Origin of the sequence: Leucobacter iarius, assembly GCF_039530105.1 — a bacterium.
In the GTDB taxonomy this organism is placed as follows: domain Bacteria; phylum Actinomycetota; class Actinomycetes; order Actinomycetales; family Microbacteriaceae; genus Leucobacter; species Leucobacter iarius.
Genome location: NZ_BAAAOB010000001.1, coordinates 74,103 through 95,156, shown reverse-complemented (window position 1 = coordinate 95,156; position 21,054 = coordinate 74,103). Strand labels below are relative to the sequence as shown.

At 71.5% G+C, this 21,054-nt stretch carries 19 protein-coding genes; 7 read left to right on the top strand and 12 right to left on the bottom strand.

The window, feature by feature from the left end:
- Positions 1–2 precede the first annotated feature (2 nt).
- From ABD169_RS00410 to ABD169_RS00400, 3 genes are read left to right on the top strand one after another with little or no spacing between them, the layout of a single operon-like run.
- On the top strand, positions 3–1,130 hold the full coding sequence (locus ABD169_RS00410; protein ID WP_344027843.1) for an ABC transporter permease subunit: 1,128 nt from the start codon (positions 3–5) through the stop codon (positions 1,128–1,130).
- On the top strand, positions 1,127–1,957 hold the full coding sequence (locus ABD169_RS00405; RefSeq protein ID WP_344027840.1) for an ABC transporter ATP-binding protein: 831 nt from the start codon (positions 1,127–1,129) through the stop codon (positions 1,955–1,957). The genes ABD169_RS00410 and ABD169_RS00405 overlap by 4 nt, the downstream gene beginning before the upstream one ends.
- Positions 1,954–2,664 carry an ABC transporter ATP-binding protein gene (locus tag ABD169_RS00400; protein ID WP_344027836.1) on the top strand — a complete coding sequence of 237 codons (711 nt, stop codon included), beginning with the start codon at positions 1,954–1,956 and terminating at the stop codon, positions 2,662–2,664. Before ABD169_RS00405 ends, ABD169_RS00400 begins: the two co-directional genes overlap by 4 nt.
- A 65-nt stretch (positions 2,665–2,729) precedes the next feature.
- Here the strand turns inward: ABD169_RS00400 and ABD169_RS00395 are convergent, their stop codons facing one another.
- Positions 2,730–3,650 carry an EamA family transporter gene (locus ABD169_RS00395; RefSeq protein WP_344027833.1) on the bottom strand — a complete coding sequence of 307 codons (921 nt, stop codon included), beginning with the start codon at positions 3,648–3,650 and terminating at the stop codon, positions 2,730–2,732.
- A gap of 69 nt (positions 3,651–3,719) precedes the next feature.
- Between ABD169_RS00395 and ABD169_RS00390 the strand changes: the two genes are divergently transcribed.
- Positions 3,720–4,580 carry a LysR family transcriptional regulator gene (locus ABD169_RS00390; protein ID WP_344027830.1) on the top strand — a complete coding sequence of 287 codons (861 nt, stop codon included), beginning with the start codon at positions 3,720–3,722 and terminating at the stop codon, positions 4,578–4,580.
- Positions 4,581–4,584: 4 nt separating this feature from the next.
- Here ABD169_RS00390 and ABD169_RS00385 read toward each other — a convergent pair whose 3' ends face one another.
- From ABD169_RS00385 to ABD169_RS00355, 7 genes are all read right to left on the bottom strand, one after another.
- A complete protein-coding gene (locus tag ABD169_RS00385) occupies positions 4,585–6,042 on the bottom strand; it encodes an FAD-dependent oxidoreductase (RefSeq protein ID WP_344027827.1) in 1,458 nt (485 codons plus the stop codon).
- Positions 6,039–6,368 (bottom strand): (2Fe-2S)-binding protein, encoded by a 330-nt coding sequence (locus ABD169_RS00380; RefSeq protein WP_344027824.1) that lies wholly within the window; start codon positions 6,366–6,368, stop codon positions 6,039–6,041. Before ABD169_RS00380 ends, ABD169_RS00385 begins: the two co-directional genes overlap by 4 nt.
- Entirely contained in the window at positions 6,365–7,567 is a 1,203-nt protein-coding gene (locus ABD169_RS00375) for an NAD(P)/FAD-dependent oxidoreductase (RefSeq protein WP_344027822.1), read from the bottom strand. The genes ABD169_RS00380 and ABD169_RS00375 overlap by 4 nt, the downstream gene beginning before the upstream one ends.
- The gene (locus ABD169_RS00370) at positions 7,564–8,295 is read right to left on the bottom strand and encodes a GntR family transcriptional regulator (protein ID WP_344027819.1); all 732 of its coding nucleotides are present in this window, start codon (positions 8,293–8,295) and stop codon (positions 7,564–7,566) included. The genes ABD169_RS00375 and ABD169_RS00370 overlap by 4 nt, the downstream gene beginning before the upstream one ends.
- A 9-nt stretch (positions 8,296–8,304) precedes the next feature.
- Complete coding sequence (locus ABD169_RS00365; protein ID WP_344027817.1) at positions 8,305–9,270, bottom strand: ornithine cyclodeaminase family protein; 966 nt, start codon at positions 9,268–9,270, stop codon at positions 8,305–8,307.
- Positions 9,267–10,274 (bottom strand): proline racemase family protein, encoded by a 1,008-nt coding sequence (locus tag ABD169_RS00360; protein ID WP_344027814.1) that lies wholly within the window; start codon positions 10,272–10,274, stop codon positions 9,267–9,269. The genes ABD169_RS00365 and ABD169_RS00360 overlap by 4 nt, the downstream gene beginning before the upstream one ends.
- Before the next feature lie 87 nt (positions 10,275–10,361).
- Positions 10,362–11,267 carry a dihydrodipicolinate synthase family protein gene (locus ABD169_RS00355; protein WP_046454103.1) on the bottom strand — a complete coding sequence of 302 codons (906 nt, stop codon included), beginning with the start codon at positions 11,265–11,267 and terminating at the stop codon, positions 10,362–10,364.
- Positions 11,268–11,448: 181 nt separating this feature from the next.
- On the opposite strand from ABD169_RS00355, the gene ABD169_RS00350 reads away from it, so the two are divergent.
- The 3 genes from ABD169_RS00350 (at position 11,449) to ABD169_RS00340 (ending at position 13,833) form a co-directional block, all read left to right on the top strand.
- A complete protein-coding gene (locus ABD169_RS00350) occupies positions 11,449–11,961 on the top strand; it encodes a glutathione peroxidase (protein WP_046454102.1) in 513 nt (170 codons plus the stop codon).
- A gap of 70 nt (positions 11,962–12,031) precedes the next feature.
- A complete protein-coding gene (locus tag ABD169_RS00345) occupies positions 12,032–13,216 on the top strand; it encodes a metal-dependent hydrolase family protein (RefSeq protein WP_344027805.1) in 1,185 nt (394 codons plus the stop codon).
- 110 nt (positions 13,217–13,326) lie between these two features.
- A complete protein-coding gene (locus ABD169_RS00340) occupies positions 13,327–13,833 on the top strand; it encodes a hypothetical protein (RefSeq protein WP_344027802.1) in 507 nt (168 codons plus the stop codon).
- A 103-nt stretch (positions 13,834–13,936) separates the two neighbouring features.
- On the opposite strand, the gene ABD169_RS00335 is transcribed toward ABD169_RS00340, so the two are convergent.
- The 4 genes from ABD169_RS00335 to ABD169_RS00320 all read right to left on the bottom strand — a co-directional run bounded on the left by ABD169_RS00335 (position 13,937) and on the right by ABD169_RS00320 (position 20,954).
- Positions 13,937–14,959 carry a proline racemase family protein gene (locus ABD169_RS00335; RefSeq protein ID WP_344027799.1) on the bottom strand — a complete coding sequence of 341 codons (1,023 nt, stop codon included), beginning with the start codon at positions 14,957–14,959 and terminating at the stop codon, positions 13,937–13,939.
- Between the two features lie 78 nt (positions 14,960–15,037).
- On the bottom strand, positions 15,038–15,691 hold the full coding sequence (locus ABD169_RS00330) for a hypothetical protein (RefSeq protein WP_344027797.1): 654 nt from the start codon (positions 15,689–15,691) through the stop codon (positions 15,038–15,040).
- Positions 15,692–15,701: 10 nt separating this feature from the next.
- On the bottom strand, positions 15,702–17,246 hold the full coding sequence (locus ABD169_RS00325; protein ID WP_344027794.1) for an MFS transporter: 1,545 nt from the start codon (positions 17,244–17,246) through the stop codon (positions 15,702–15,704).
- A gap of 126 nt (positions 17,247–17,372) precedes the next feature.
- Positions 17,373–20,954 carry a proline dehydrogenase family protein gene (locus ABD169_RS00320; protein WP_344027791.1) on the bottom strand — a complete coding sequence of 1,194 codons (3,582 nt, stop codon included), beginning with the start codon at positions 20,952–20,954 and terminating at the stop codon, positions 17,373–17,375.
- Positions 20,955–21,054: the final 100 nt, after the last annotated feature.

Below are 21,054 nucleotides of genomic sequence, written 5' to 3'. Positions count from 1 at the left end.
TCATGGCGAAGACCACTCGGCGCCTGGAAGCGCCCAAGCCCTTCCTCGATCGGCCGCCGGCCGTCTCGGGCCTGCTCGCCCCCGAACGGTTCATGAAGGTGGTCGCCCTCGTGCTGTTCGTCGCGGCGGCCGTGCTGCCGTTCATCTCGGCGAGCCCGTACCTGATCTCGATCCTCACCTCGGCCATGATCTACGTCGTGCTCGCGATGGGGCTCAACGTGGTGGTCGGCTACGCCGGGCTCCTCGACCTCGGCTTCATCGCCTTCATGGCGGTCGGCGCCTACACGAGCGGGATCCTCACCACGACCTTCGGCTGGAGCATGCTCGAGACGATCCCGGTCGTGGTGCTCGCCTGCATCGTCGCCGGCCTCGTGATCGGCGGCCCGACGCTGCGCCTGCGCAGCGACTACCTCGCGATCGTCACGCTCGGTTTCGGCGAGATCATCCGCATCACGGCGAACAACCTGGACATCACGGGCGGCCCCTCGGGCATCCACGGGATCCCCACCTGGTCGTTCTTCGGCTGGTCGTTCTCGGACGGGCTCGTGCTCGGCGGCATCACGTTCAACTCGAAGATCCTCTTCTACTACTTCGTGCTGTTCGTCGGCATCGGTCTCGCGGTCGTCGCGGTCTCCCGCCTCGGCAAGGGCAAGCTCGGTCGCGCCTGGAAGTCGGTGCGCGACGACGAGGACGTCAGCGAGGCGATGGGCATCAACGGCTACAAGACGAAGCTGATGGCCTACATCATCGGCGCCGTCTGGGGCGGCTTCGCGGGCACCCTGCTCGCGGCGCACCTCTCGGCCATCTCGCCCAACAGCTTCGAGTTCCTGTACTCGGCGCTCGTGCTCATGGCGGTCGTGCTCGGCGGCATGGGATCGACGCCCGGTGTGATCATCGGCGCGCTCTTCGTGTCGCTCGCGCCCGAGTTCCTGCGCGAGTTCAGCGAGTGGCGCTACCTGCTGTTCGGCGTGCTGCTCGTGGTCGCGATGATCTTCCGCCCCAAGGGGATCTGGCCGGCCAACGCGGTGCTGCCGTTCCTGAAGAAGCGGCAGATCCCGCAGGTGCCGCCGACGGCGGTCGTCGGCGTGGTCGGCGAGCTCGATGACGACGCAGAGGAGGGACGACGATGAGCGATATCCAGGCAACCGCCGCGGCCCCGACGGATCCGAGCCCGGGCGGCGCCCGCGGCCCCGTGATCCTCGAGGTGCGCGACCTCGCGGTCTCGTTCGGCGGCATCAAAGCGGTCGACGGCCTGAGCTTCTCGGTGCACGAGGGCGAGATCGTCTCGGTCATCGGACCGAACGGCGCGGGCAAGACGAGCGCCTTCAACTGCATCTCGGGCTTCTACCGGCCGAACGCGGGATCCGTCGTGTTCGACGGCGAAGCGATCACGCGCAGGAAGCCGTCACGGATCACGCAGCTCGGCATGGCGCGCACGTTCCAGAATGTGCGGCTCTTCAAGGAGATGACCGTGCTCGACAACGTCAAGACGGGCATGCACTCGCGGCTCCGGCAGAACGTGTTCGACGCGATGCTGCACACCCCGCGATACCGCCGCAGCGAGGCGAAGTGCACGGAGGACGCGCGCGGCTGGCTCGACTTCGTCGGCTTCCGCGCCGACGACGAGCTGCTCGTCACGCAGCTGCCCTACGGCGAGCAGCGCCGCGTCGAGATCGCCCGTGCGCTCGCGACGGAGCCGAAGCTGATCCTGCTCGACGAGCCCGCCGCCGGCCTCAACCACAACGAGAAGCAGGAGCTGATGGCGCTGATCCGCAAGATCCGCGCGCTCGGCGTCGGCATCGTGCTCATCGAGCACGACATGGGCCTCGTCATGGAGATCTCCGAGCGGATCGTGGTGCTGAACTACGGCAAGGAGATCGCCGACGGCACCCCCGCACAGGTGAAGAACGATCCGCTCGTGATCGCCGCGTACCTCGGAACGGAGGAGGACGAATGAGCAAGCTCGTGCTCGAGGACGTCGAGCTCTACTACAACCGTGTGCACGCCCTGCGCGCGCTGTCGTTCGAGGTCGGGGAGGGCGAGATCGTCGCCCTGCTCGGCAACAACGGCGCCGGCAAGACGTCGACGCTGTCGATGCTCTCCGGGCTCGTCCGCGCGAAGAGCGGCCGGGTGACGTGGGGCGACAAGGACCTGACGAAGCTCCAGCCGTGGGACATCGTCGGTGCCGGGCTCCTGCACATCCCGGAGGGGCGGAAGATCTTCTCCACCATGACGGTGCACGAGAACCTGCTCCTCGGCGGGTACCTCGTGAAGGATCAGAAGCTCATCCAGGAGCGCGCGGACTACGCCTACGAGCTGATGCCGCGCCTCGCGGAGCGGCGCACCCAGCAGGGCGGCACCCTCTCGGGCGGCGAGCAGCAGATGCTCGCCCTCGGCCGGGCGCTCGTCGGAGGGCCGAAGCTGCTGCTGCTCGACGAGCCGTCGATGGGTCTCGCGCCGCTGATCGTCAAGCAGGTGATGGAGATCATCGCCGCGGTCAACAAGCAGGGCACCACGATCCTGCTCGTCGAGCAGAACGCGCGCGCCGCGCTGAAGATCGCGGACCGGGCCTACGTGCTCGAGTCGGGCCGCGTCACCATGTCGGGCCCGGCGAACGAGCTCGCCGCCGACCCGCGCGTGATCGAGGCGTACCTGGGGGCCTAGGCGCCGACCGCCGGTTGAGCGAGCGGAGCGAGTCGAAACCCATCCGGTCTCCTCCCGTTCCCCGCTCAACCGGCGGTTCGCTGCGCTCTGCGCAGCGCCAGCCCCGACGCGACCGCGCTGCTCGTGACGATGAGCGCGACACCGATCCACTCGGCGGGCTGCAGCCGCTCGCCGAGCAGCGCCCAGCCGACGAGCGCGGCCCACACGGGGCTCGTGCTGGTCAGGATCCCGAACAGGCCGGCCGGGAGCCGGCGCAGGGCCAGCAGGTCGATCACGTAGGGCACGATCGACGAGAGCAGCGCGCAGCCCGCCGCGAGCAGCAGCGCCGTCGCGGTCGGCGGGTGCCCGGCGAACCAGACGATCGCGACCGGCAGCCAGACGACGGCCGCGACCGCGCTCGCCGCCGCGGTCCCCTCGATGCCGGGCAACCGCCGGCCGAGCGTGCGGTTGAGCAGGATGTAGCAGGCCCAGGCGGCTGCCGCGATGAGCCCGAACCCGATCCCGACGAGGTCGGATGCCGGGCCGGGGTGGGTGAGCACGACCACGCCCGCCGCCGCGAGGAGCGCGCATGCGGCATCGACGATCCGGCGCGAGCTGAGCAGCGCGACGGCGAGCGGACCGAGGAACTCGAGGGTGACGGCGAGGCCGAGGCCGATCCGCTGCACGGAGAGGTAGAGCGTGAGGTTCATGATCGAGAAGACGAGCGCCAGCCCGAGCACGGGCCACCACTCGGCGGCGCGGTAGCGCGCGAAGCGCGGGCGGGCGACGGGCAGCAGGATCGCCGCGGTGACCAGCTGCCGCACGGCGACGACGCCGACCGGACCCATGACGGGGAAGGCGAGCGCCCCGAGCGCGGCGCCCACCTGGTTGACCGCGAACCCCGAGAGCGACATGGCGATCCCGAGCGCCCGCGCTCGGGTCGGTGCGGGTGCGGGCGCGGTCGGCGCGTCCGGGATGCCGGTCGCGGTGCTGCGGGCGATGGTCATGCGGGCAAGGATAGGGGCGATCCGTACGCGGGCGTGGTGCGTTCTGCGACGCTGCCATACGATGTGGTTATGGAGTGGACGCTGCGCGAACTGCGGTGCTTCGTGACCGTGGCGGACGCCGGATCGTTCACCGAGGGCGCCGCGCGGCTCTTCGTCTCGCAGGCCGCCGTCTCCCGGACCATCGCGGGCCTCGAACGCGGTCTCGGCGCGCAGCTGCTGCGCCGACTGCCGAGCGGGTGCACACCGACACCGGCGGGATGGGAGCTGCTGCCCGCGGCCCGGCGCGTGCTCGCGGAGGCCGACCGGTTCACCGAGTTCGCGGGATCGCGGCGCGAGGTCCTGCGGGTCGGCTACGCGTGGGCGGCGCTCGGCGTGCACACGGCCCGACTGCTGCGGGACTGGTCGCCCGCCGACACCGGATCCGACCTCGAGCTGGTGCGCGTCGAGACGGCGGAGGCGAGCCTGCTCGAGCAGCGGTGCGATGCCGCGATCATGCGCCGCCCGCCGAGCGATCCGGTGTTCGAGTCGACGGTGCTCGGGCACGAGCGTCGCGTGGTCGCCTTCGCCGAGGACGACGCCGGCTGGGGCCGCCGTCGGCAGCTGAGCCTCACCGAGATCGCCGAGCGCACCGTCGTCATCGATGTGCGCTCGGGCACCACCGACGCCGGGCTGTGGGCGGGGAACGCCGCGCCCGCGTTCATCGAGTCGAACAGCGTCGACCAGTGGCTCGACCTCATCGCCGCGGGCCGCGGGGTGGGCATCACCGCGGAGGCGACCTCGCACCACCACCGACGGGACGGGGTGCGGTACCGCGGCATCTCGGACGTCGAGCCCGTACCCGTGCTGCTCGTCTGGCGGCGCGGCGAACGCGGTCCGGCGATCGACGCGCTCGTGGGGCGTGCGCGGTCGCTGTACGCGAGCGGATCCTAGGCCGCTACTCCAGGTCGAGGAACGCGCCCAGCGGGAGCGGCTGCGCCACCGGACGCTTCGCCGAGGTGCTCAGCGAGCCCCGGGCATCGCCGCCGCTGAGGCACGACACCGCGAACCCGCAGACGCGCCCCTGGCACCAGCCCATGCCGGCCCGGGTCACGCCCTTCTCGGTGCGCAGATCCTCGGCCGCGAGCTCCGCCCGTGCTTCGAGCAGGGCACCCGCCGAGACCTCCTCGCAGCGGCACACGACGGTCGACTCGGTGAGCCGATCCCGCCATCCCGCGGGAACCGGGTGAGCGAGGTGCATCGCCTCCGCGAACCCGCGCTGCCGCGCGAGTGCGCGCAGCTCCCCGGGCGCCACCGGACCGGACGCGCCCGACACGACCTCGGCGCCCGCGGAGCGTCCGGCGATCCGCCCCTCCAGCACCGCGAGCACGGCTCCGCCGACACCCGTGAGCTCGCCCGCGAGGAACAGGCCGGGCACCGAGGAGCGCCCGTGCTCGTCGACCTCGCAGACGAGCGAGCCGTCGACGTCCACTCGCGTCGCCGCGCCGAGCTGCACGGGGAGTTCGAGCTGTGGGGTGAACCCCCAGCCGAGGCCGACGCCGTCGATGCCGTCGATCACGCGCTCCGACCCGGGCACCACGCCGCCCGCGCCCGAGACGCGCGCCGTGCGCACCGCCTCGACCCGGTCGTCGCCCAGGATCTCGGTGATGACCGTGCGGATCCGGTACGGGATCCGGTGCCGCAGGAACGCCCAGGCGTACTCGGCTCCCTCGAGCGCCTTCGCGGGCACACCCGCGGCACGGTGCGCGCGCGGCAGCCAGCCGGTGAGCGACGCCGATTCGCAGACCGCGGCGACCGCGCCGCCGGCCTGCACGATGTTGGCGGCGACGGGCAGGAGGAAGGGGCCGGTGCCGGCGATCACGAAGCGGCGGCCCGGCAGCATGCCGTTCTGCTTCACGAAGGCCTGGATGCCGCCCGCCGCCATGACGCCGGGCAGGTCCCAGCCGGGAACGGGCAGCTGCCGGTCGTAGCCGCCGGTGGCCAGAACGAGGCGCGATGCGCGGATCGACGGTACGGGTGCAGATCCCGCGCCGTGCGCCGGCGCGAGCTCGAGCGCGAAGCGATCGCCGCCCCCGGGCCCGCCGCCGATGCGCCGTGCCATCCAGACGCTGGTCGCAGGGAAGTACGCGATGGCCCCGGACGAGACGCCGGAGTCGAACGCGGCCCGCAGCGCGAGATACTCTCCCCAGCCGTGGTGGAACGCGCCGTCGTCGGTCACGCCGGCGGCTTCGGAGCGGTGCCGCCAGAACTGGCCGCCGGGCTGCTCGGCGGCGTCCACCACCGCGACGCGCGCGCCCTGCGCGACCGCCGCGCCGGCGGCGGCGAGGCCCGCGGGCCCGGCGCCGACGATCGCGACGTGGAGCGCGGGCGCGGCGCCGGTGCTCCGGGCGGTCATGCCGCGTCGCCTTCGACCGTGGGCGCCTCGGATGTCTCGGGTGCCCCGGATGTCTCGCTGCGCGGTCCGCCCGCAGAGCACACCCGCATGCCCTCCGTCAGAGGGATCATGCACGCGCGCTGACCCGATTCCCCGTCGATCTCGACGAGGCAGTCGAAGCAGACGCCGATCCCGCAGAAGAGGCCCCGCGGCTTGCCCTCGCGGGTCGTGCGCCAGGCCGCGCGACCGGTGGAGATCAGCGCGGCGGCGACGCTCGCGCCCGGTTCGGCCTCGATCGGCTCGCCGTCGAAGCTCGCGCGCACGCGCGCGCCGGGATCGGGGCTCATGCGGACGCCTCCTCGGGTGCGGGGACGGCCTCGGGATGCGCGGCCAGGAACTCGGGTTCGTCGAAGCGCTCGGGTCGGAACGGCGCGAGCGGCAGCTCGGGGGCGGCGCCCGCGATGGCCTGGGCCAGCAGCTTGCCGGTGCCGGCCGCGAGGCCGATGCCGGCTCCCTCGTGGCCGCAGGCGTGCCAGAGACCGGGCGCGCGCGGATCGGGGCCGATCACGGGCAGGTGGTCGGGGCAGTAGGGGCGGAAGCCGTGGTAATGCCGCAGGATCCGGGTGCGTTCGAGGAACGGGAAGAGCTGGATCGCGTTGCCGGCGATGGTGCGCAGCGCTTCGGTGCTGATCGCGCCGTCGAAGCCGACGCGCTCGCGGCTCGACCCGATGAGGATCGTCCCCGCCGGCGTGCCCTCGACCACGGGCGAGGCCTGCAGGCCGGCGTCGGAGCTGCCGACGTTGTCGACGTACTCGGCGGCGTAGACCTTGTGGTGGACCATCGGCGGCAGCGGCTCGGTGACCAGCACGAAGCCGCGGCGTGGCAGCACGGGCACGTTCACCCCGGCCATCCCGGCGAGCTGACCGGCCCAGGTGCCGGTGGCGTTGACGACGTGCGCGGCCGAGAAGTCCCCGCGCGGGGTCTGGACGCCGGTGACTCGATCGCCCGAGCGGAGGAACCCGGTGACGGGGGTGCGCACTTCGAGGCGCGCGCCGAGATCGCGGGCCAGGCGCAGGAGGCCGGTCGCGGCGAGGATCGGCTGCACCTGGCTGTCCTCGGGGTAGAACGCGGCGCCGAGGGCCCGATCGGTGACGTGTGGCTCGAGCTCGCGGAGCCCCGCGGCGTCGAGGCGTTCGGCGACGATGCCGAAGTCGCGCTGCGATGCCGAGAACCGCTCGAGCGAGGCGAGGCTGCTCTCGCGCGAGGCGACGATGATGCCGCCCTTCGCCTCGAACTCCCAGCGGTGGCCGTGCTCGGCGAGCTCGCCCTTCCAGAGATCGAGCGAGTACCGGGTGAGTTCCAGCTCGGGGCCGAGCTCCTTGTCGGAGACGAGGATGTTGCCCTCGCAGCGCGAGGTGGTGCCGCTCGCGGGCAGATCCCGTTCGAGCACGGTGACCGAGAGGCCCGCTCGGGCGGCGAAGTAGGCGGTGGCGGCTCCGATGATCCCGGAACCGATGATGAGGACGTCGGAGGTGCGGCGGGTCATGCGCTCCCGTCCTCATCGGATCCCGGCGGTGCCTCGGAACGGTCGATCTCGCCCGTCGCCCACGACTTGCGCGCGTGGCCGATGTGCTCGCGCATGAGGCGTTCCGCGGCGGCGCCGTCGCCCGCGCGGAGCAGCTCGATGAGGCGGTGGTGCTCGCCCGCGCTCTCGGCGAGGCGGCCGTCGCGCGCGAGCGTGGCGATGCCGTACATGCGGGTGCGCACGCGCAGCGACGTGGCGAGCGAGACGAGCTGCGGATTACCGGTGAACGAGAGCACCAGCGCGTGGAACTCGCGGTCGTCGCGCAGGTATTCGACGAGGTCCTCGCGCTCCGCGGCGCGACGGCAGGAATCGGCGAGGCGCGTCAGCTCCTCGTAGGCCGCCTCGGGAACGTTGCCGACGACGCCGTGCATCGACGGCGGCTCGACCAGCAGTCGGATCTCGGCGAGGTCGTCGAGATCCGACTGGCTCATCGCGGTGACGCGGAAGCCCTTGTTCTTGATCGTCTCGACGAGGCCCTCGCGCGCCAGATCCATCATCGCTTCGCGCACGGGTGTCGCCGAGACGCCGAGCGCCTGGCCGAGGGTGGGCGCCGAAACCAGCGAACCCTCCGCGAGTTCGCCGGTGATGATCGCGGTGCGCAGCTGGTCGAGCACGGTCTCGCGCAGGTTCAGCGGACGCTTGAGCGGTGTGAGACGGGCGCGGGGCTCGCGGGCGGGGACGGTCGACATGGGATCTCCTCAGTTCTCCCTGGCGAGCCGGCCCTCGGCGAACACCACGGAGGCGCAAATCAGATCCTCCCATGACATCCCGACACCCGTGTAGACGGCGGGGCGTCCCGGGGTGCGGACGACGCGTCCCGAGACCAGATCGTGCAGGTTCGCGGGAGGAGCCGATTCCCACCCGGCGTCGTCGATCGCGGTGGCCAGATTGCCGTTCTCGCGGCGGGCGGAGTCCCGGCCCTCGACCACGATGTCGGCGCGCGATACGAGGGCATCGTCCAGCTCGCGGAGCTCGCGCCCGTGCGTGCCGACGGCTGCGACGATCGCGTGGTCGCGCACGAGCGAGCCGTCGAAGAGGGGCGCGCTGGCGCTGGTGACGCACAGGATCACGTCGGCCTCGCGCACCGCGTCCTCCGGATCCGACGTGCGATCGCGGAACTCGATGGGCGCGACCGTCTCGCGCAGCGCGGCGACCCGCTCGGGTCTGCGCCCGACGACGTCGAATCGCGCGCCGGGGAACGCGGCGAGGGCCGCCTCGATGTGGCTCGCGGCCTGCACGCCCGCGCCGAAGACGAGCACGCGCGGCTCGGCGGGCAGCTCCGCGCCGGACGGTGCGGCCTCGGCCAGCGCGCGCACGGCGGTGAGGGCGACCGCCGGCGTGCGGATCGCGGTGAGGCTCGCGCCTTCCATCACGGCGACGGGGGCCAGTGTGTCGGACGAGTAGAGCACGTAGAGGCCCTGGATCTTCTCGAGGCCGCGTGCGGGATTGCCCGGCGCGACGGTCAGCGCCTTGAGGCCGCTGTATTCGGCGCCCTGCGCGGGCATGAGCAGGAACTCGCCGCCCGGTGCCGGACTGAAGAGGCGCGGGCCGTCGAGCTCGGGATCCACACCGTGCAGCAGGCCCTCGCGGATCGCGCGCATGGCGCGGTCGTAGGGGAGCGCGGCGCGTACGGCGTCCGCGTCGAAGTAGGGGAGGGAGGTCACAGCAGGAACCCCCTCGGGAAGGGATCGCTCGGGTCGAGCATGTACTGGGCGGTGCCCGTGATCCAGGCGCGGCCGGTGACGGTGGGGATCACGGCCGGTCGGCCCGCGACCTCGGTCTCGGCGATGAGCCGCCCGACGAAGCGGGAGCCGATGTAGGACTCGTTGACGAAGTCGGTGTCGAGGGCGAGCTCGCCGCGCGCGTGCAGCTGGGCCATGCGCGCGCTCGTGCCGGTGCCGCAGGGGGAGCGGTCGAACCAGCCGGGGAAGATGGCCATCGCGTGGCGCGACCGCTCGGCGGTCGATCCCGGGGCCTGCAGATAGACATGGTGGCAGCCGCGGATGTCGTCGCGCTCCGGGTGCACGGGCTCGTCCGAAGCGTTGATGGCGTCCATGATCGCGAGGCCGGCCGAGAGCAGCTCGTCCTGGTTCGCGCGATCCTCGCGCCACTCGATGCCGATCGACTCGAGCTCGACGATCGCGTAGAAGTTGCCGCCGAACGCGAGATCGTAGGCGACGGTGCCGATCCCGGGGACTTCGACGCTGGCGCCCAGCCGTTCGGAGAACGACGGGACGTTGGTGATGGTGACGCTGTCGGCGTGGCCGTCGGTCACCGCGACCTCGGCGATGACGAGGCCCGCGGGGGTGTCGAGCCGGATCGTGGTGACGGGCTCGGTGACCTCGACCATCCCGGTCTCCACGAGCACGGTGGCGACGCCGATGGTGCCGTGGCCGCACATGGGCAGCAGACCGGACACCTCGATGTAGAGCACGCCCCAGTCGCAGTCGTCGCGGGTGGGCGGCTGCAGGATCGCGCCGCTCATGGATGCGTGGCCGCGGGGCTCGAACATGAGCAGCTGCCGCAGCTCGTCGTTGTTCTCGATGAACCAGGTGCGGCGCTCGGCCATCGTCTTGCCGGGGATGACGCCGACCCCGCCCGTGATCACGCGGGTGGGCATGCCCTCGGTGTGGGAATCGACGGCGTGGTAGACGTGCGAGGTGCGCATGGGGTTCCTCGGGTTCGTGGGCTGCGGTGCGAAGTGGGAGTGGCGGTCCCGGTGCGGCGCACGGCGCCGCACCGGGACCGGTTCGGGTTACTTGTCGTAGCCCTTGGCCACGGCTGCTCGGGTGTCGGCGATGATCCGGTCGGCGACGCTCTGCGCGAGCGGCAGGCGCGGGGGACGGCAGGCGCCGCCCTTGCGACCGAGCACGTCCATCGAGAGCTTGATGGCCTCGACGAACTCGGTCTTCGAGTCCCAGCGCAGCAGCGAGTGCAGGTCGCGGTAGATCTCCTGGCCGCGCACGAGATCCTCGACGTTGCCCGAGGTGCAGAGCTCGAACAGCTCGATGCACGACTTCGGGATCGCGTTCGGGTACCCGGAGACCCAGCCCACGGCGCCGGCGAGGCCGACCTCGAGCACCGTGTCGTCGGTGCCGATGAGGATGTCGAGGGTCGGAGCGAGCTCCTTGATCTCGTAGATGCGGCGCGGGTCGCCCGAGAACTCCTTGATGCCGACCATGTTGCCCGCGGCGTGGATCTCGGCGACGAGCTCCGGCACGAGGTCGACCTTGGTGTCGATCGGGTTGTTGTAGGCGACGACGGGGAGGCCGACCGAGGCGACCGTGGCGTAGTGGTGCTTCACCTGCTCGTGGTTCGCGCGGTAGACGTTCGGGGGCAGCTGCATGACGCAGCTCGCACCGGCGTTCGCGGCCTGCTCGGCCCAGTGCGCCGACTGGAGCGCACCGTATGCGCCGGTGCCCGCCATGACGGTGAAACCCTCGGGCGAGGCCTGCACCGCGGTCTCGACGACCTTCGCGCGCTCGACGTCGCTGAGGTTCTGGTACTCGCCGAGCGAGCCGTTGGGTGCGACGCCGTCGCAGCCGTTCTCCGCGAGCCAGGCGACGTGCTCCGCATAGGAGTCGTAGTCGACCGACAGGTCGTCGTTGAAGGGCAGAGCGGTGGCGACGATGACGCCGTGCCAGGGCTTCTTCTCGGTCATTGCGAGCGGTTCCTTTCGGGCGGTCCGGGTGCCGATCGGTCCCGGGAAGTCTCTATGGTGTGTGACATTGCACAAGCTAGCACGCTCCCGTTCCGGGCTGCAAGAAGCGATCCGCGCGACCGCTTCGGAGTCATCCGGATGATCAGCCTCTCCACGGCCGAAACGGAGTAGCGTCGGACCCATGAGCCCCGCACCGATCCGTGAGATCCCCGTCACCCTGCTCTCCGGCACCGAGACCCGCTTCGGCGAACTCGCGCCCGGAGCAGCCCTCGTCGTCAACGTCGCCTCCAAGTGCGGCTTCACCCCGCAGTACGGCGGGCTCGAAGAGCTGCATCGGGAGTTCGGCGAACGAGGGCTCGCCGTCCTCGGCATGCCGTGCAACCAGTTCCTGCGCCAGGAGCCGGGCACCTCGAACGAGATCTCCGAGTTCTGCCAGATCAACTACGGCGTCACCTTCCCGCTGCTCGAGAAGGGCAAAGTGAACGGCCGCGGTCGGCACGCCCTGTTCGAGGAGCTGCGCCGCGGCAAGGACGCGGAGGGGCGCGGCGGCGTCGTCCGCTGGAACTTCGAGAAGTTCGTGGTGTGGCCCGACCCGGCGAACGGCGGGCAGCCGCGCATCGCGCGCTTCCGCTCGGCCGTCGAGCCGCAGGATCCGGCGCTGCGCGCCGCCATCGAGAGCGCTCTGGCGGGCTGAGGCGGCTCGACGCTACGGTGAGGTGGGTGCGGCATCCAACCGCCGCACCGCGCAGCAGCAAAGGAGCGGAATGCGAACGGGATCGCTGAACATCGTCGGAGCGCACGTGTGGGACGGCGAGGCGTTCGTCGACCGTGAGGTGCACATCATCGAGGGGCACGTCGCCGACGGCCCGGCCGAGGGCGCCGAGACGCTCGACGCGGCGGGGCGATGGCTCGTGCCCGGCCTCATCGACGCGCACTTCCACGCCTACGCCACGAGCATGGACGGCATGGAGAACGAGCGGGGGCCGCTCAGCTTCACCGCGATCAACGGCACCCGTCGGCTCGAACGTGCCCTGCGCCGCGGTTTCACGACCGTGCGCGACGTCGCCGGCGGCGACATCGGGCTCGCCCGCGCGATCGACGCCGATCTCTTCGATGCGCCCCGCTACCACTTCACCGGGCCCGCGCTCAGCCAGACCGGCGGGCACGGCGACCCGCGCGCGCCCCACATCGACGTCTGCTTCTCGCACGGGCACATGTGCCAGGTCGTCGACGGCGTCGAGAACCTCCGCCTCGCGGTGCGAGATCGACTGCGCACCGGCGCGCACGCCATCAAGATCATGACCTCGGGCGGCGTGTTCTCGCTCGCCGATCCGCTGCCCATCCCGCAGTACTCGCCCGAGGAAGTTCGCGTCGTCACGGAGGAGGCGAAGCGCCGGGGCAGCTACGTCGCCGCTCACGCCTACTCGTCCGAGGCGGTGCTCCACTCGATCGAGAACGGGGTTCGCTCCATCGAGCACGGCAACCTCATCGACTCAGCCACCGCGGTCCGCATGGCCGAGCTCGACGCCTTCCTCGTTCCGACGCTCGCGGCGTACGACGCGATGGACCGTCGCGGCGCGGGGATCGGCCTCAACGCGATCTCGCTCGCGAAGAACGCCGAGGTGCTCTCGCGCGGCCAGGAGGCCGTGCGGATCGCGCTCGCCGCCGGAGTGCGGGTCGGCTTCGGCACCGATCTGATGGGCGATCTCGAGGACGACCAGCTGCGCGGTGTCCGGCTGCAGATCGAGGCGAGCGGCGCGGCAGCGACGCTCAGGGCGATGACGGAGGTCAACGCCGAGCTGATCGGCGACCCGGCGCTCGGGCACCTCGGAACCGGTGCCTACGGTGACGCCCTGCTGCTCTCGGCCGACCCGATCGCGGAGCCGGCCGCCCTCTGGGAGGAGGACGCCCGCGTCTCGGTCGTGCGGGGCGGCCGCGTCGTCGCGTAGCCGGCCGGACGGGTTATCCACAGGTCTTCGCACCCCGGTGACGCGCCGCGCGGCGCTCGGGTACCTTTGCGGTCAGGCGCGGCAGGTCGCGCCGGAAAGCGAGGGTCGACATGCCTCCTGAGACGATCGGCACGCTCGTGGCGGTCATCGGCGCGGTCGCGACGATCTTCGGTGGTCTCCATACGATGCTGCGGCGGTTGGAAGGGCGATTGGACGGTCGCTTCGCCCAGATCGATCGCAGGTTCGAGCAGGTCGACCGCCGGTTCGAACAGGTCGACCGCCGGTTCGAACAGGTCGACCGCCGGTTCGAACTGATGCGACAGGAGATCCAGGAGGTGAAGGCGGACGTGCACGAGCTGCGCGGTGAGGTGCACGAGCTGCGCGGCGAGGTGCACGAGCTGCGCGGTGAGGTGAACCTGGTGAAGGCCGAGGTGCACGAACTGCGCGGTGAGGTGAACCTGGTGAAGGCCGAGGTGCACGAACTGCGCGGCGAGGTCCACGAACTGCGCGGCGACGTCCGCGCGGTCGAGGCTGGGCTGAGTGAGGTGAAGGTCTCCGTCGCGCGCCTCGAAGGGCCGCATCCGGGGCCGAGCACGGGTCTCGTCGGCGTGCGCTGACCCATCGGGGCGCGGGCGGCCAGGAACCGAGGCCGGTGCCAACGCCGGCCCCGGTACCGGTCGAGCGCGTCCTATCGCTGAACCGGCACCGGCCTGAGCGGAGTCAGCGCAGCACGAAGCCGTCGCCGAGTGCATCGGCGGGGTCGAGCACGAACCGGTGCTCGCCGGTCCGGTATGCGGTTCCCGAGACCGAGGGGATCACGGTCGGGCGCCCGTCCGCAGCGACCGGTCCGGCGGCCCAGCTCGCGGCGAACACGGTATCGACGATCGAGCGGTGCTCGAGCGTCTCGTCGGGGCCGAGCGTGCCGTCGTCGGCGAGCAGGGCGACGCGCGCGCCCGTACCGGAGCCGCACGGGGAGCGATCCACCTCGCCGTCGGCGAACACCGTCACGTTGCGCTGGCGGGGGCCTCCGTCGTGGCGGCCGAGATCGTCCCACAGGATCGTGCCGTACACCCCCGAGAGCCGCGGGTCCGCGGCGTGCTGCGCCTCGGGCGACTCGTTGAGCGCCCACTTCACCTCGCGCCCGAGCGCGATCAGCTCGGTGTAGTGCGCGGGGGTCACCGAGAGCCCGAGATCGGCCGCGCGCACCGACGCGTAGATGGCGCCCGAGAAGCTGAGGTCCGCCCGCACCCTGCCGCGCGAGGTCCCGACTTCCACGCCGCGCGCGATCGCGTGCGAGGCGACGTTGCGGAACGTGGCCCGCACGAGGGCGCCGCCGCGACGCTCCACGAGCGCGGCGACCCGGCCCGACGGCACGTCGATGCGGACCTCGGTGATGCCGTCGGGATCGGACTCGACGAGGCCGGTGTCGGTGGCCCAGACGCCCAGCGCGATCGTTCCGTGCCCGCACGCGGTGGAGAAGCCGTCCTTGTGCCAGAACAGCACCCCGAAGTGCGCGCCCTCATCATCCGGCGGGGTGATGAAACCGCCGTACATGTCGGCGTGCCCGCGCGGCTCGTTGCACAGCAGACGGCGCAGCGCGTCGATCCCGCCCTCGTCGGCGATCGCGTTCACGCGCCTGGCGCCCACGGTCGCGCCGGAGGGCACGGGTGCCCCCTCCGTGACGATCCGGAACGGCTCGCCGGCGGTGTGGTAATCGGTGGTCGAGATCCAGGTCTCGGTCATGGCGCCTCCTCGCGCGTTTGTGGGGTGTGACATTGTATTTAGAAGCGAAGTGAACCGCGGAGCGGTCGGCGGTCCCGATCAGCGGAGCAGCAGGAGCAGCGCCGCGGTGAGGACCAGCGCGATGCCGCCGGGCGCGAGCCCGGGCAGCCAGGACCGCAACGGGAGCGAGAGCCCCCGCTGCACCCGGCTGAGCCCGGCGAGCGCCGGATCGCCGGCCGCGGCCGCGTGCTCGGCCGGAGCGGCGAGCCCCTCGATGACCGCGACTGCGGGATCCGTCGGGGCGAGACGCAGCCGCGCACCGCTGAACTGGGGCGGGGGAGTGCCCGGTGCGATGCGGACGGCCACCGGCAGGACGCCGTGCCGCTCGGTGCTCGCGACGTAGAGGGCCGTGCGGAACGCCGCGCGCTTCCTCACCGGCATCGCCCGCGAGAGGATCGCGTTCACCGCGGGCCACTCTGCGACCGCGGCGGGGTGCAGCGCGGCCGCCTCGGTGGCCGCTGCGAGTCGCCGTTGCAGCTGCGCTTCGTTCCGGGCCGTCAGGGTCAGCGTGATGACGAGGCCGAAGAACCAGAGCAGCCAGCCGACGATGAGCGTCACGATCGGAGCCGGGCCGAGGGACGGGCCGCCCAGCAGGAGGCCGATCAGCGCGCCGAGCATGATGCCCAGCGGAACGGACTGCAGCAGTACCACGAGCCGCAGGAAGGCGGTCTGCTGTTCGGGAATCGTGCGCATCGGGGAATCCTCAGCCGCGTCCAGCGGAGCGACCGCGTCCCGGTACGACGCGCAGCGGCATGGTGCGCGTGTCGATGAACGGGTTCTCGTCCTGCGTCGCGACGAGCTCCTGAGCCTCGGCGCGCGTGGCGACGGTGGGCACGGAGCCGAGCAGCGGGCGGGCTCCGGTCTCGCGCATCGCGAGCACGGCGAGCACGGCGATGGCCGAGAACGTCATGATCCACAGCGCGGGCATGAACGGACTGATCCAGGATCCGGCCGTCGCGTTGACGAGCAGATCGGCGATCAGCGGGGTGGTGCCGGCGAAGAGCGAGGCGGCGAGGTTGTAGGTGATCCCCATCCCGCTGAAGCGGGCCGCGGTGGGGAACAGCGCCGGCAGCGCCGACGCGGTCATCGATACGAAGAATGCGACGGGGATCGCGACGATCCCGAGCGCCAGGAACACGACCCACATGCCGGCCTGCGGCGCCGTCTGCAGGATCAGGAACGCGGGCAGCATGAGTACGAGCGAGGATCCCGTCGCGAGGAAATAGACCCGCCTGCGCCCCACCCGATCCGACCAGCGGCCGATCGTGGGCAGCAGCAGCGACATGATCACGAGCACCGGGACCGTCGCGATGGCGGCGTTCAGGTTCGAGATCCCGAGATCCTTCTCGAGGTAGGTCGGCATGTAGCTCGTGAGCGCGTAGCCGGCCGTGCCCTCGGCGGCGACGATCGAGATGCCGATGAGGATCTGCTTCCAGTAGACGCGGACCAGGCTGCCGAGGCCGTGCCGATACTGCAGGTCGTGCGGGTCGGTCGGCGGCTGCTCGTGCTGCAGCTCCTTCGTCTCTTCGAACCCCGGAGGCTCGGGGATCCGCATGCGGAAGTAGATGGCGATCGCACCGAGCGGGATCGCGAGCAGGAACGGGATGCGCCAGCCCCACTCGACCATCGCGCCCTCGATGCCGAGCAGGTTCTCGGTGGTGAGGGTCGTCAGCGCGACGACCGTGGCCCCCGCGGCGAAGCCCAGGTAGGAGCCGACGTTGAGCTTCGACGCCCAGTAGCCGCGGTCCTTGTCGGGCGAGAACTCGGAGACGTAGGTGGTGGCGCCGGCGAATTCGCCGCCCGTCGAGAAGCCCTGCGTCATCTTGAGCAGGTAGAGCGGGATGATGACCCAGAAGCCGCCGGCCTGCGCCGCCGACGGGAGCATGCCGATGAGCGCGGTGGAGATGGCCATGATCGCCATCGTGAAGTAGAGCACCTTCTGGCGGCCGATGCGGTCGCCGATGGGGCCGAGGATCATGCCGCCGAAGGGGCGGACGAGGAACGAGACGGCGAAGCCGAGCAGGGTGACCGTGAGGCCGAGGGAGTCGGGCATGCCGGCGGTGAACACCTTGGTCATGGTCACGGCCAGATAGCCGTAGATGCCGAAGTCGTACCACTCCATGAAGTTGCCGACGAAGGCGCCGCGGAGGGCGAGCTTCATCTTCGCGGGCTCCACGACGATGACGTCGTCGACCTCCAGGCGTCTGCCGGTCGGCGCGTGCTGCGTGCCGCTGGTGTGCTCAGGCATCGTTGCCTCCTCCTCGGAGTCGAGCCGTGCGGCTCGCGTGTGCGGAACGGTCTGCGCTGGTGCCGAGCCTACGCGCAGAGCGCGGGGGCGGGCCAATCGTTCGGATCGGCCCGCCCCCGCCCAGTGCTAGACCAGGCCGTCCGACAGGTGGTTCGGCGTGCCGAAGCGGTGCGCCGTGATCGAGACCGCCTGCTCGTGCAGGTGCGGCAGCAGCTCGACGCGGCCGGCCGACACGACGGGGCCGTCGTAGATCGCCACGTCGGGCTTGCCGTTCGCCGCGGCGTGCGCGGCGGCCGACACGGCTTCGCGGGACTCGCCCGCGACGATCCGGATCCGTGCCGAGGCGTGCGGGCCGTCCTGCGCGGCGATCGCGGCGACGCGGCGGGTCCACGCCGCCGCGTCCTCGACGAACACCGGCACGCGCGCCGCGGCGAGGGCCGCGGTGACCTGCGCGGGCAGCGCGGCCTCGGTGCTGACCGTGGGCGAGCCGCCGGCTGCGAGGCCCGCGGCGATCGCGCGCACGGTCTCGCGCAGCGGCGCATCGTCGGTCACGCGGACCGTGACGGGCACCGGCAGGTAGCGCAGCACGTTGCGCTCGACGCCGAGCTGCGAGGCATCGCGGGTGATGCCGAACTCGTCGTCCCAGGCGCGGGCGTCGGAACCGAGCGCCGCGCGCAGCCAGGCGAGGTCGTCGCCGGCGACGCCGGCCTGCTCGGCCGCGAGCAGCAGCGGAGCAGCCGCCCGGCGCGGCGCGCGCAGCTCGGACTCGACGGGGGCGTCGATCCAGGAGCCGAGGCCGTGCAGGTAGTTCGGGCCGCCGGCCTTGGTGCCCGCGCCGATCGCCGACTTCTTCCAGCCGCCGAACGACTGGCGGCGCACGATCGCGCCGGTGATGCCGCGGTTGACGTAGAGGTTGCCGGCCTGGATGCGGCGCAGCCACAGCTCGAGGTCGTCGCGGTCGAGGGAGTGCAGACCGCTGGTGAGGCCGTAGTCGATCTCGTTGACCATGTCGATCGCCTCGTCGAGGGTCTTCGCGGTCATGACGCCGAGGATCGGGCCGAAGTACTCGGTCAGGTGGTACTCGGATCCGCGCTTCACGCCCTCGCGGACGCCCGGGCTCCACAGCTTGTTCTCGCCGTTGCGGTCGACCGAGAGGGGGCTGGCGCTCGCGACCGGCTCGGGCGTGATCGCCCAGGTCTCGCCGGCGCCCAGCTGGGTGAGGCCGCGCAGCAGCTTGCCCGAGGGCGCGGTGATGATGGTGCCCATCTGCGTCTCGAGGTTCTCGGGGGTGCCGACCTTGAGCGAACGGACCGCGTCGAGCAGCTGCCCGCGGAAGCGCTTCGACGTGGCGACGGAGCCGACGAGGATCACGAGCGATGCCGCCGAGCACTTCTGGCCCGCGTGGCCGAAGGCCGACTGGGCGACGTCCTTCGCGGCGAGGTCGAGGTCGGCGTTCGGGGTCACGATGATCGCGTTCTTGCCGCTCGTCTCGGCGAGGATCGGCAGATCCTGGCGCAGCTCGCGGAACGCGACCGCGGTCTCGTAGGCGCCGGTCAGGATCAGGCGGTCGACGCGCGGATCGGCGACGAGCTTCGAACCGAGCTCGCGGTCGCCGAACTGCACGAACTGCAGCACGTCCTTCGGGACGCCGGCCTCCCACAGCGCCTCGATCATCACGGCGCCCGAGCGGGCCGAGTTGGTCGCGGGCTTGATGATGACGGAGGAGCCCGCCGCGAGCGCCGCGAGGGTGCCGCCGGCCGGGATCGCGACGGGGAAGTTCCACGGCGGGATCACGGCGATGAGCTTCTGCGCGCGGTACTGCGCGCCGTCGACGAGGTCGAGCTGCTGGCCGAGCATCGCGTAGTAGTTCGCGAAGTCGATGGCCTCGGAGACCTCGGGATCGCCCTGGTCGAGGGTCTTGCCGCACTCGGAGCCCATGACCTCGAGCAGTTCGGCGCGACGCTCCTCGAGCTTCTCTCCGGCGCGGTACAGGATCCGGGCGCGCTCGTCGGCGCCCAGCGCCTGCCAAGCGTCGGCGGCCGCGACGCCGCGCGCGATGGTCTCGTCGAGGGTCTTCGCGTCGGTGATGCGCGACGACGCGACGAGCTCGGAGCCGAGGGTCGACGCGACCATGCGCTCGGAGATCTCGCGACCCCAGACCCGGTTGCCGGGCAGATCGGGGTCGGAGTCGGGTGCGTTGTCGAAGCGGCCCTCGCGGCCGTCGGCCACGCGCGCCTCGACCCGCGCCTCGGAGCCGGCGGCGTCGTAGGCGCGGCGATCCTGCTGCCGATTGGCGGGCGGGACCGCGTAGCTCTCGACGGTGCCGTCGCCCGTGATCGCGGCGAGGTCGGCGAGCGACGCGAGGAAGCGATCCTGCTCGCGGGCGAACAGCTGCGCACTGTCGTTCAGCTCGAAGACGGCCGACATGAAGTTCTCCTGGCTCGCGCCCTCCTCGAGGCGGCGGATCAGGTAGGCGATCGCCACGTCGAACTCCTGCGGGTGCACGACGGGGGTGTAGAGCAGCAGCGAGCCGACCTCGCGCTTGACGGCCTCGGCCTGGCCGGTGGCCATACCGAGCAGCATCTCGAATTCGACGCCGCTCTCGGCGCCGCGCGCCTTCGCGAGCAGCCAGGCGAGGGCCACGTCGAAGAGGTTGTGACCGGCGACGCCGATCCGCACATTGCGCACGCGCTCGGGGTCGAGGGCGTAGTCGATCACGGCCTTGTAGCTGGTGTCGCTCTGCTGCTTCGAACCCCAGGTGGCGGTGGGCCAGCCGTGGATCGCGGCGTCGACGTGCTCCATCGGCAGGTTCGCGCCCTTGACGATGCGCACCTTGACGGGTGCGCCGCCGTCGGCGACCCGCTTCGCGGCCCATTCCTGGAGCTGCATCATCGCGCCGAGGGCGTCGGGCAGGTAGGCCTGCAGCACGATGCCGGCCTCGAGGGTCTTGAACTCGGGGCGGTCGAGGATCCCCGTGAACACCGCGAGGGTGAGGTCGAGGTCCTTGTACTCCTCCATGTCGAGGTTGATGAACTTGTTCGGGCTCGCAGCCGCGGCGCGCTGGTAGAGGGGGAGGAGCTGATCCTCGATGTGCGCGACGGCCTCGTCGAACGCCCAGTGGTTGTGCGGGGCGACGGTGGAGGAGACCTTGATCGAGACGTAGTCCACGTCGTCGCGCGCGAGCAGCTTGTGGGTGCCCTCGAGGCGGCGCTCCGCCTCGTGCTGGCCGAGGATCGCCTCGCCGAGCAGGTTGATGTTGAGTTTGACCCCGTCGCGCTTGATCTTCGCGATGGCCGGGCCGAGCTTGGCGTCGCTCGCGTCGATGATGAGGTGGCTGACCATCTCGCGCAGTACGCGGCGGGCGATCGGCACGACCACGCCGGGCAGGGGCTTCGCGAAGGCGCCGCCGAGGCCGATGGCCCCGCGCAGCGCGGCGGGCAGGAACTTGGGGGTGAGCGGCGTGAGCTCGTTCAGCTTCTTCGCCGCGGCGCCCAGATCCTCGGGGCGGACGACGCCGTCCACGAAGCCGACGGTGAAGTCGAGGCCGTTCGGGTCGCGGAGCACGCCGGCGAGGCGGGCGGCCGAGGCGTCGGCCGGGATCTCGGCGGCTTCGCGCAGCCAGCGCTGGACGAGCGCGATGGCGTCGTCGGCGAGGTCCTGCGGGCGAACGGTGGGGCTCCCGGTGCGGGTGCTCTGGGTCGTGGTCACGTCTGGTCTTTCTTCGATGCTGGGATGCACGGCCTCGTGCTGATGGGGTCAGTTTCCCGCGGTTCAAGCATGAAGAAAAGCGATTCTTTCTGAGCAATAA

Coding starts and splice junctions, on each gene's coding strand:
- ABD169_RS00410 (WP_344027843.1), top strand. CDS start 3: ATGGCGAAGACCACTCGGCGCCTGGAAGCGCCCAAGCCCTTCCTCGAT.
- ABD169_RS00405 (WP_344027840.1), top strand. CDS start 1,127: ATGAGCGATATCCAGGCAACCGCCGCGGCCCCGACGGATCCGAGCCCG.
- ABD169_RS00400 (WP_344027836.1), top strand. CDS start 1,954: ATGAGCAAGCTCGTGCTCGAGGACGTCGAGCTCTACTACAACCGTGTG.
- ABD169_RS00395 (WP_344027833.1), bottom strand. CDS start 3,650: ATGACCATCGCCCGCAGCACCGCGACCGGCATCCCGGACGCGCCGACC.
- ABD169_RS00390 (WP_344027830.1), top strand. CDS start 3,720: ATGGAGTGGACGCTGCGCGAACTGCGGTGCTTCGTGACCGTGGCGGAC.
- ABD169_RS00385 (WP_344027827.1), bottom strand. CDS start 6,042: ATGACCGCCCGGAGCACCGGCGCCGCGCCCGCGCTCCACGTCGCGATC.
- ABD169_RS00380 (WP_344027824.1), bottom strand. CDS start 6,368: ATGAGCCCCGATCCCGGCGCGCGCGTGCGCGCGAGCTTCGACGGCGAG.
- ABD169_RS00375 (WP_344027822.1), bottom strand. CDS start 7,567: ATGACCCGCCGCACCTCCGACGTCCTCATCATCGGTTCCGGGATCATC.
- ABD169_RS00370 (WP_344027819.1), bottom strand. CDS start 8,295: ATGTCGACCGTCCCCGCCCGCGAGCCCCGCGCCCGTCTCACACCGCTC.
- ABD169_RS00360 (WP_344027814.1), bottom strand. CDS start 10,274: ATGCGCACCTCGCACGTCTACCACGCCGTCGATTCCCACACCGAGGGC.
- ABD169_RS00355 (WP_046454103.1), bottom strand. CDS start 11,267: ATGACCGAGAAGAAGCCCTGGCACGGCGTCATCGTCGCCACCGCTCTG.
- ABD169_RS00350 (WP_046454102.1), top strand. CDS start 11,449: ATGAGCCCCGCACCGATCCGTGAGATCCCCGTCACCCTGCTCTCCGGC.
- ABD169_RS00345 (WP_344027805.1), top strand. CDS start 12,032: ATGCGAACGGGATCGCTGAACATCGTCGGAGCGCACGTGTGGGACGGC.
- ABD169_RS00340 (WP_344027802.1), top strand. CDS start 13,327: ATGCCTCCTGAGACGATCGGCACGCTCGTGGCGGTCATCGGCGCGGTC.
- ABD169_RS00335 (WP_344027799.1), bottom strand. CDS start 14,959: ATGACCGAGACCTGGATCTCGACCACCGATTACCACACCGCCGGCGAG.
- ABD169_RS00330 (WP_344027797.1), bottom strand. CDS start 15,691: ATGCGCACGATTCCCGAACAGCAGACCGCCTTCCTGCGGCTCGTGGTA.
- ABD169_RS00325 (WP_344027794.1), bottom strand. CDS start 17,246: ATGCCTGAGCACACCAGCGGCACGCAGCACGCGCCGACCGGCAGACGC.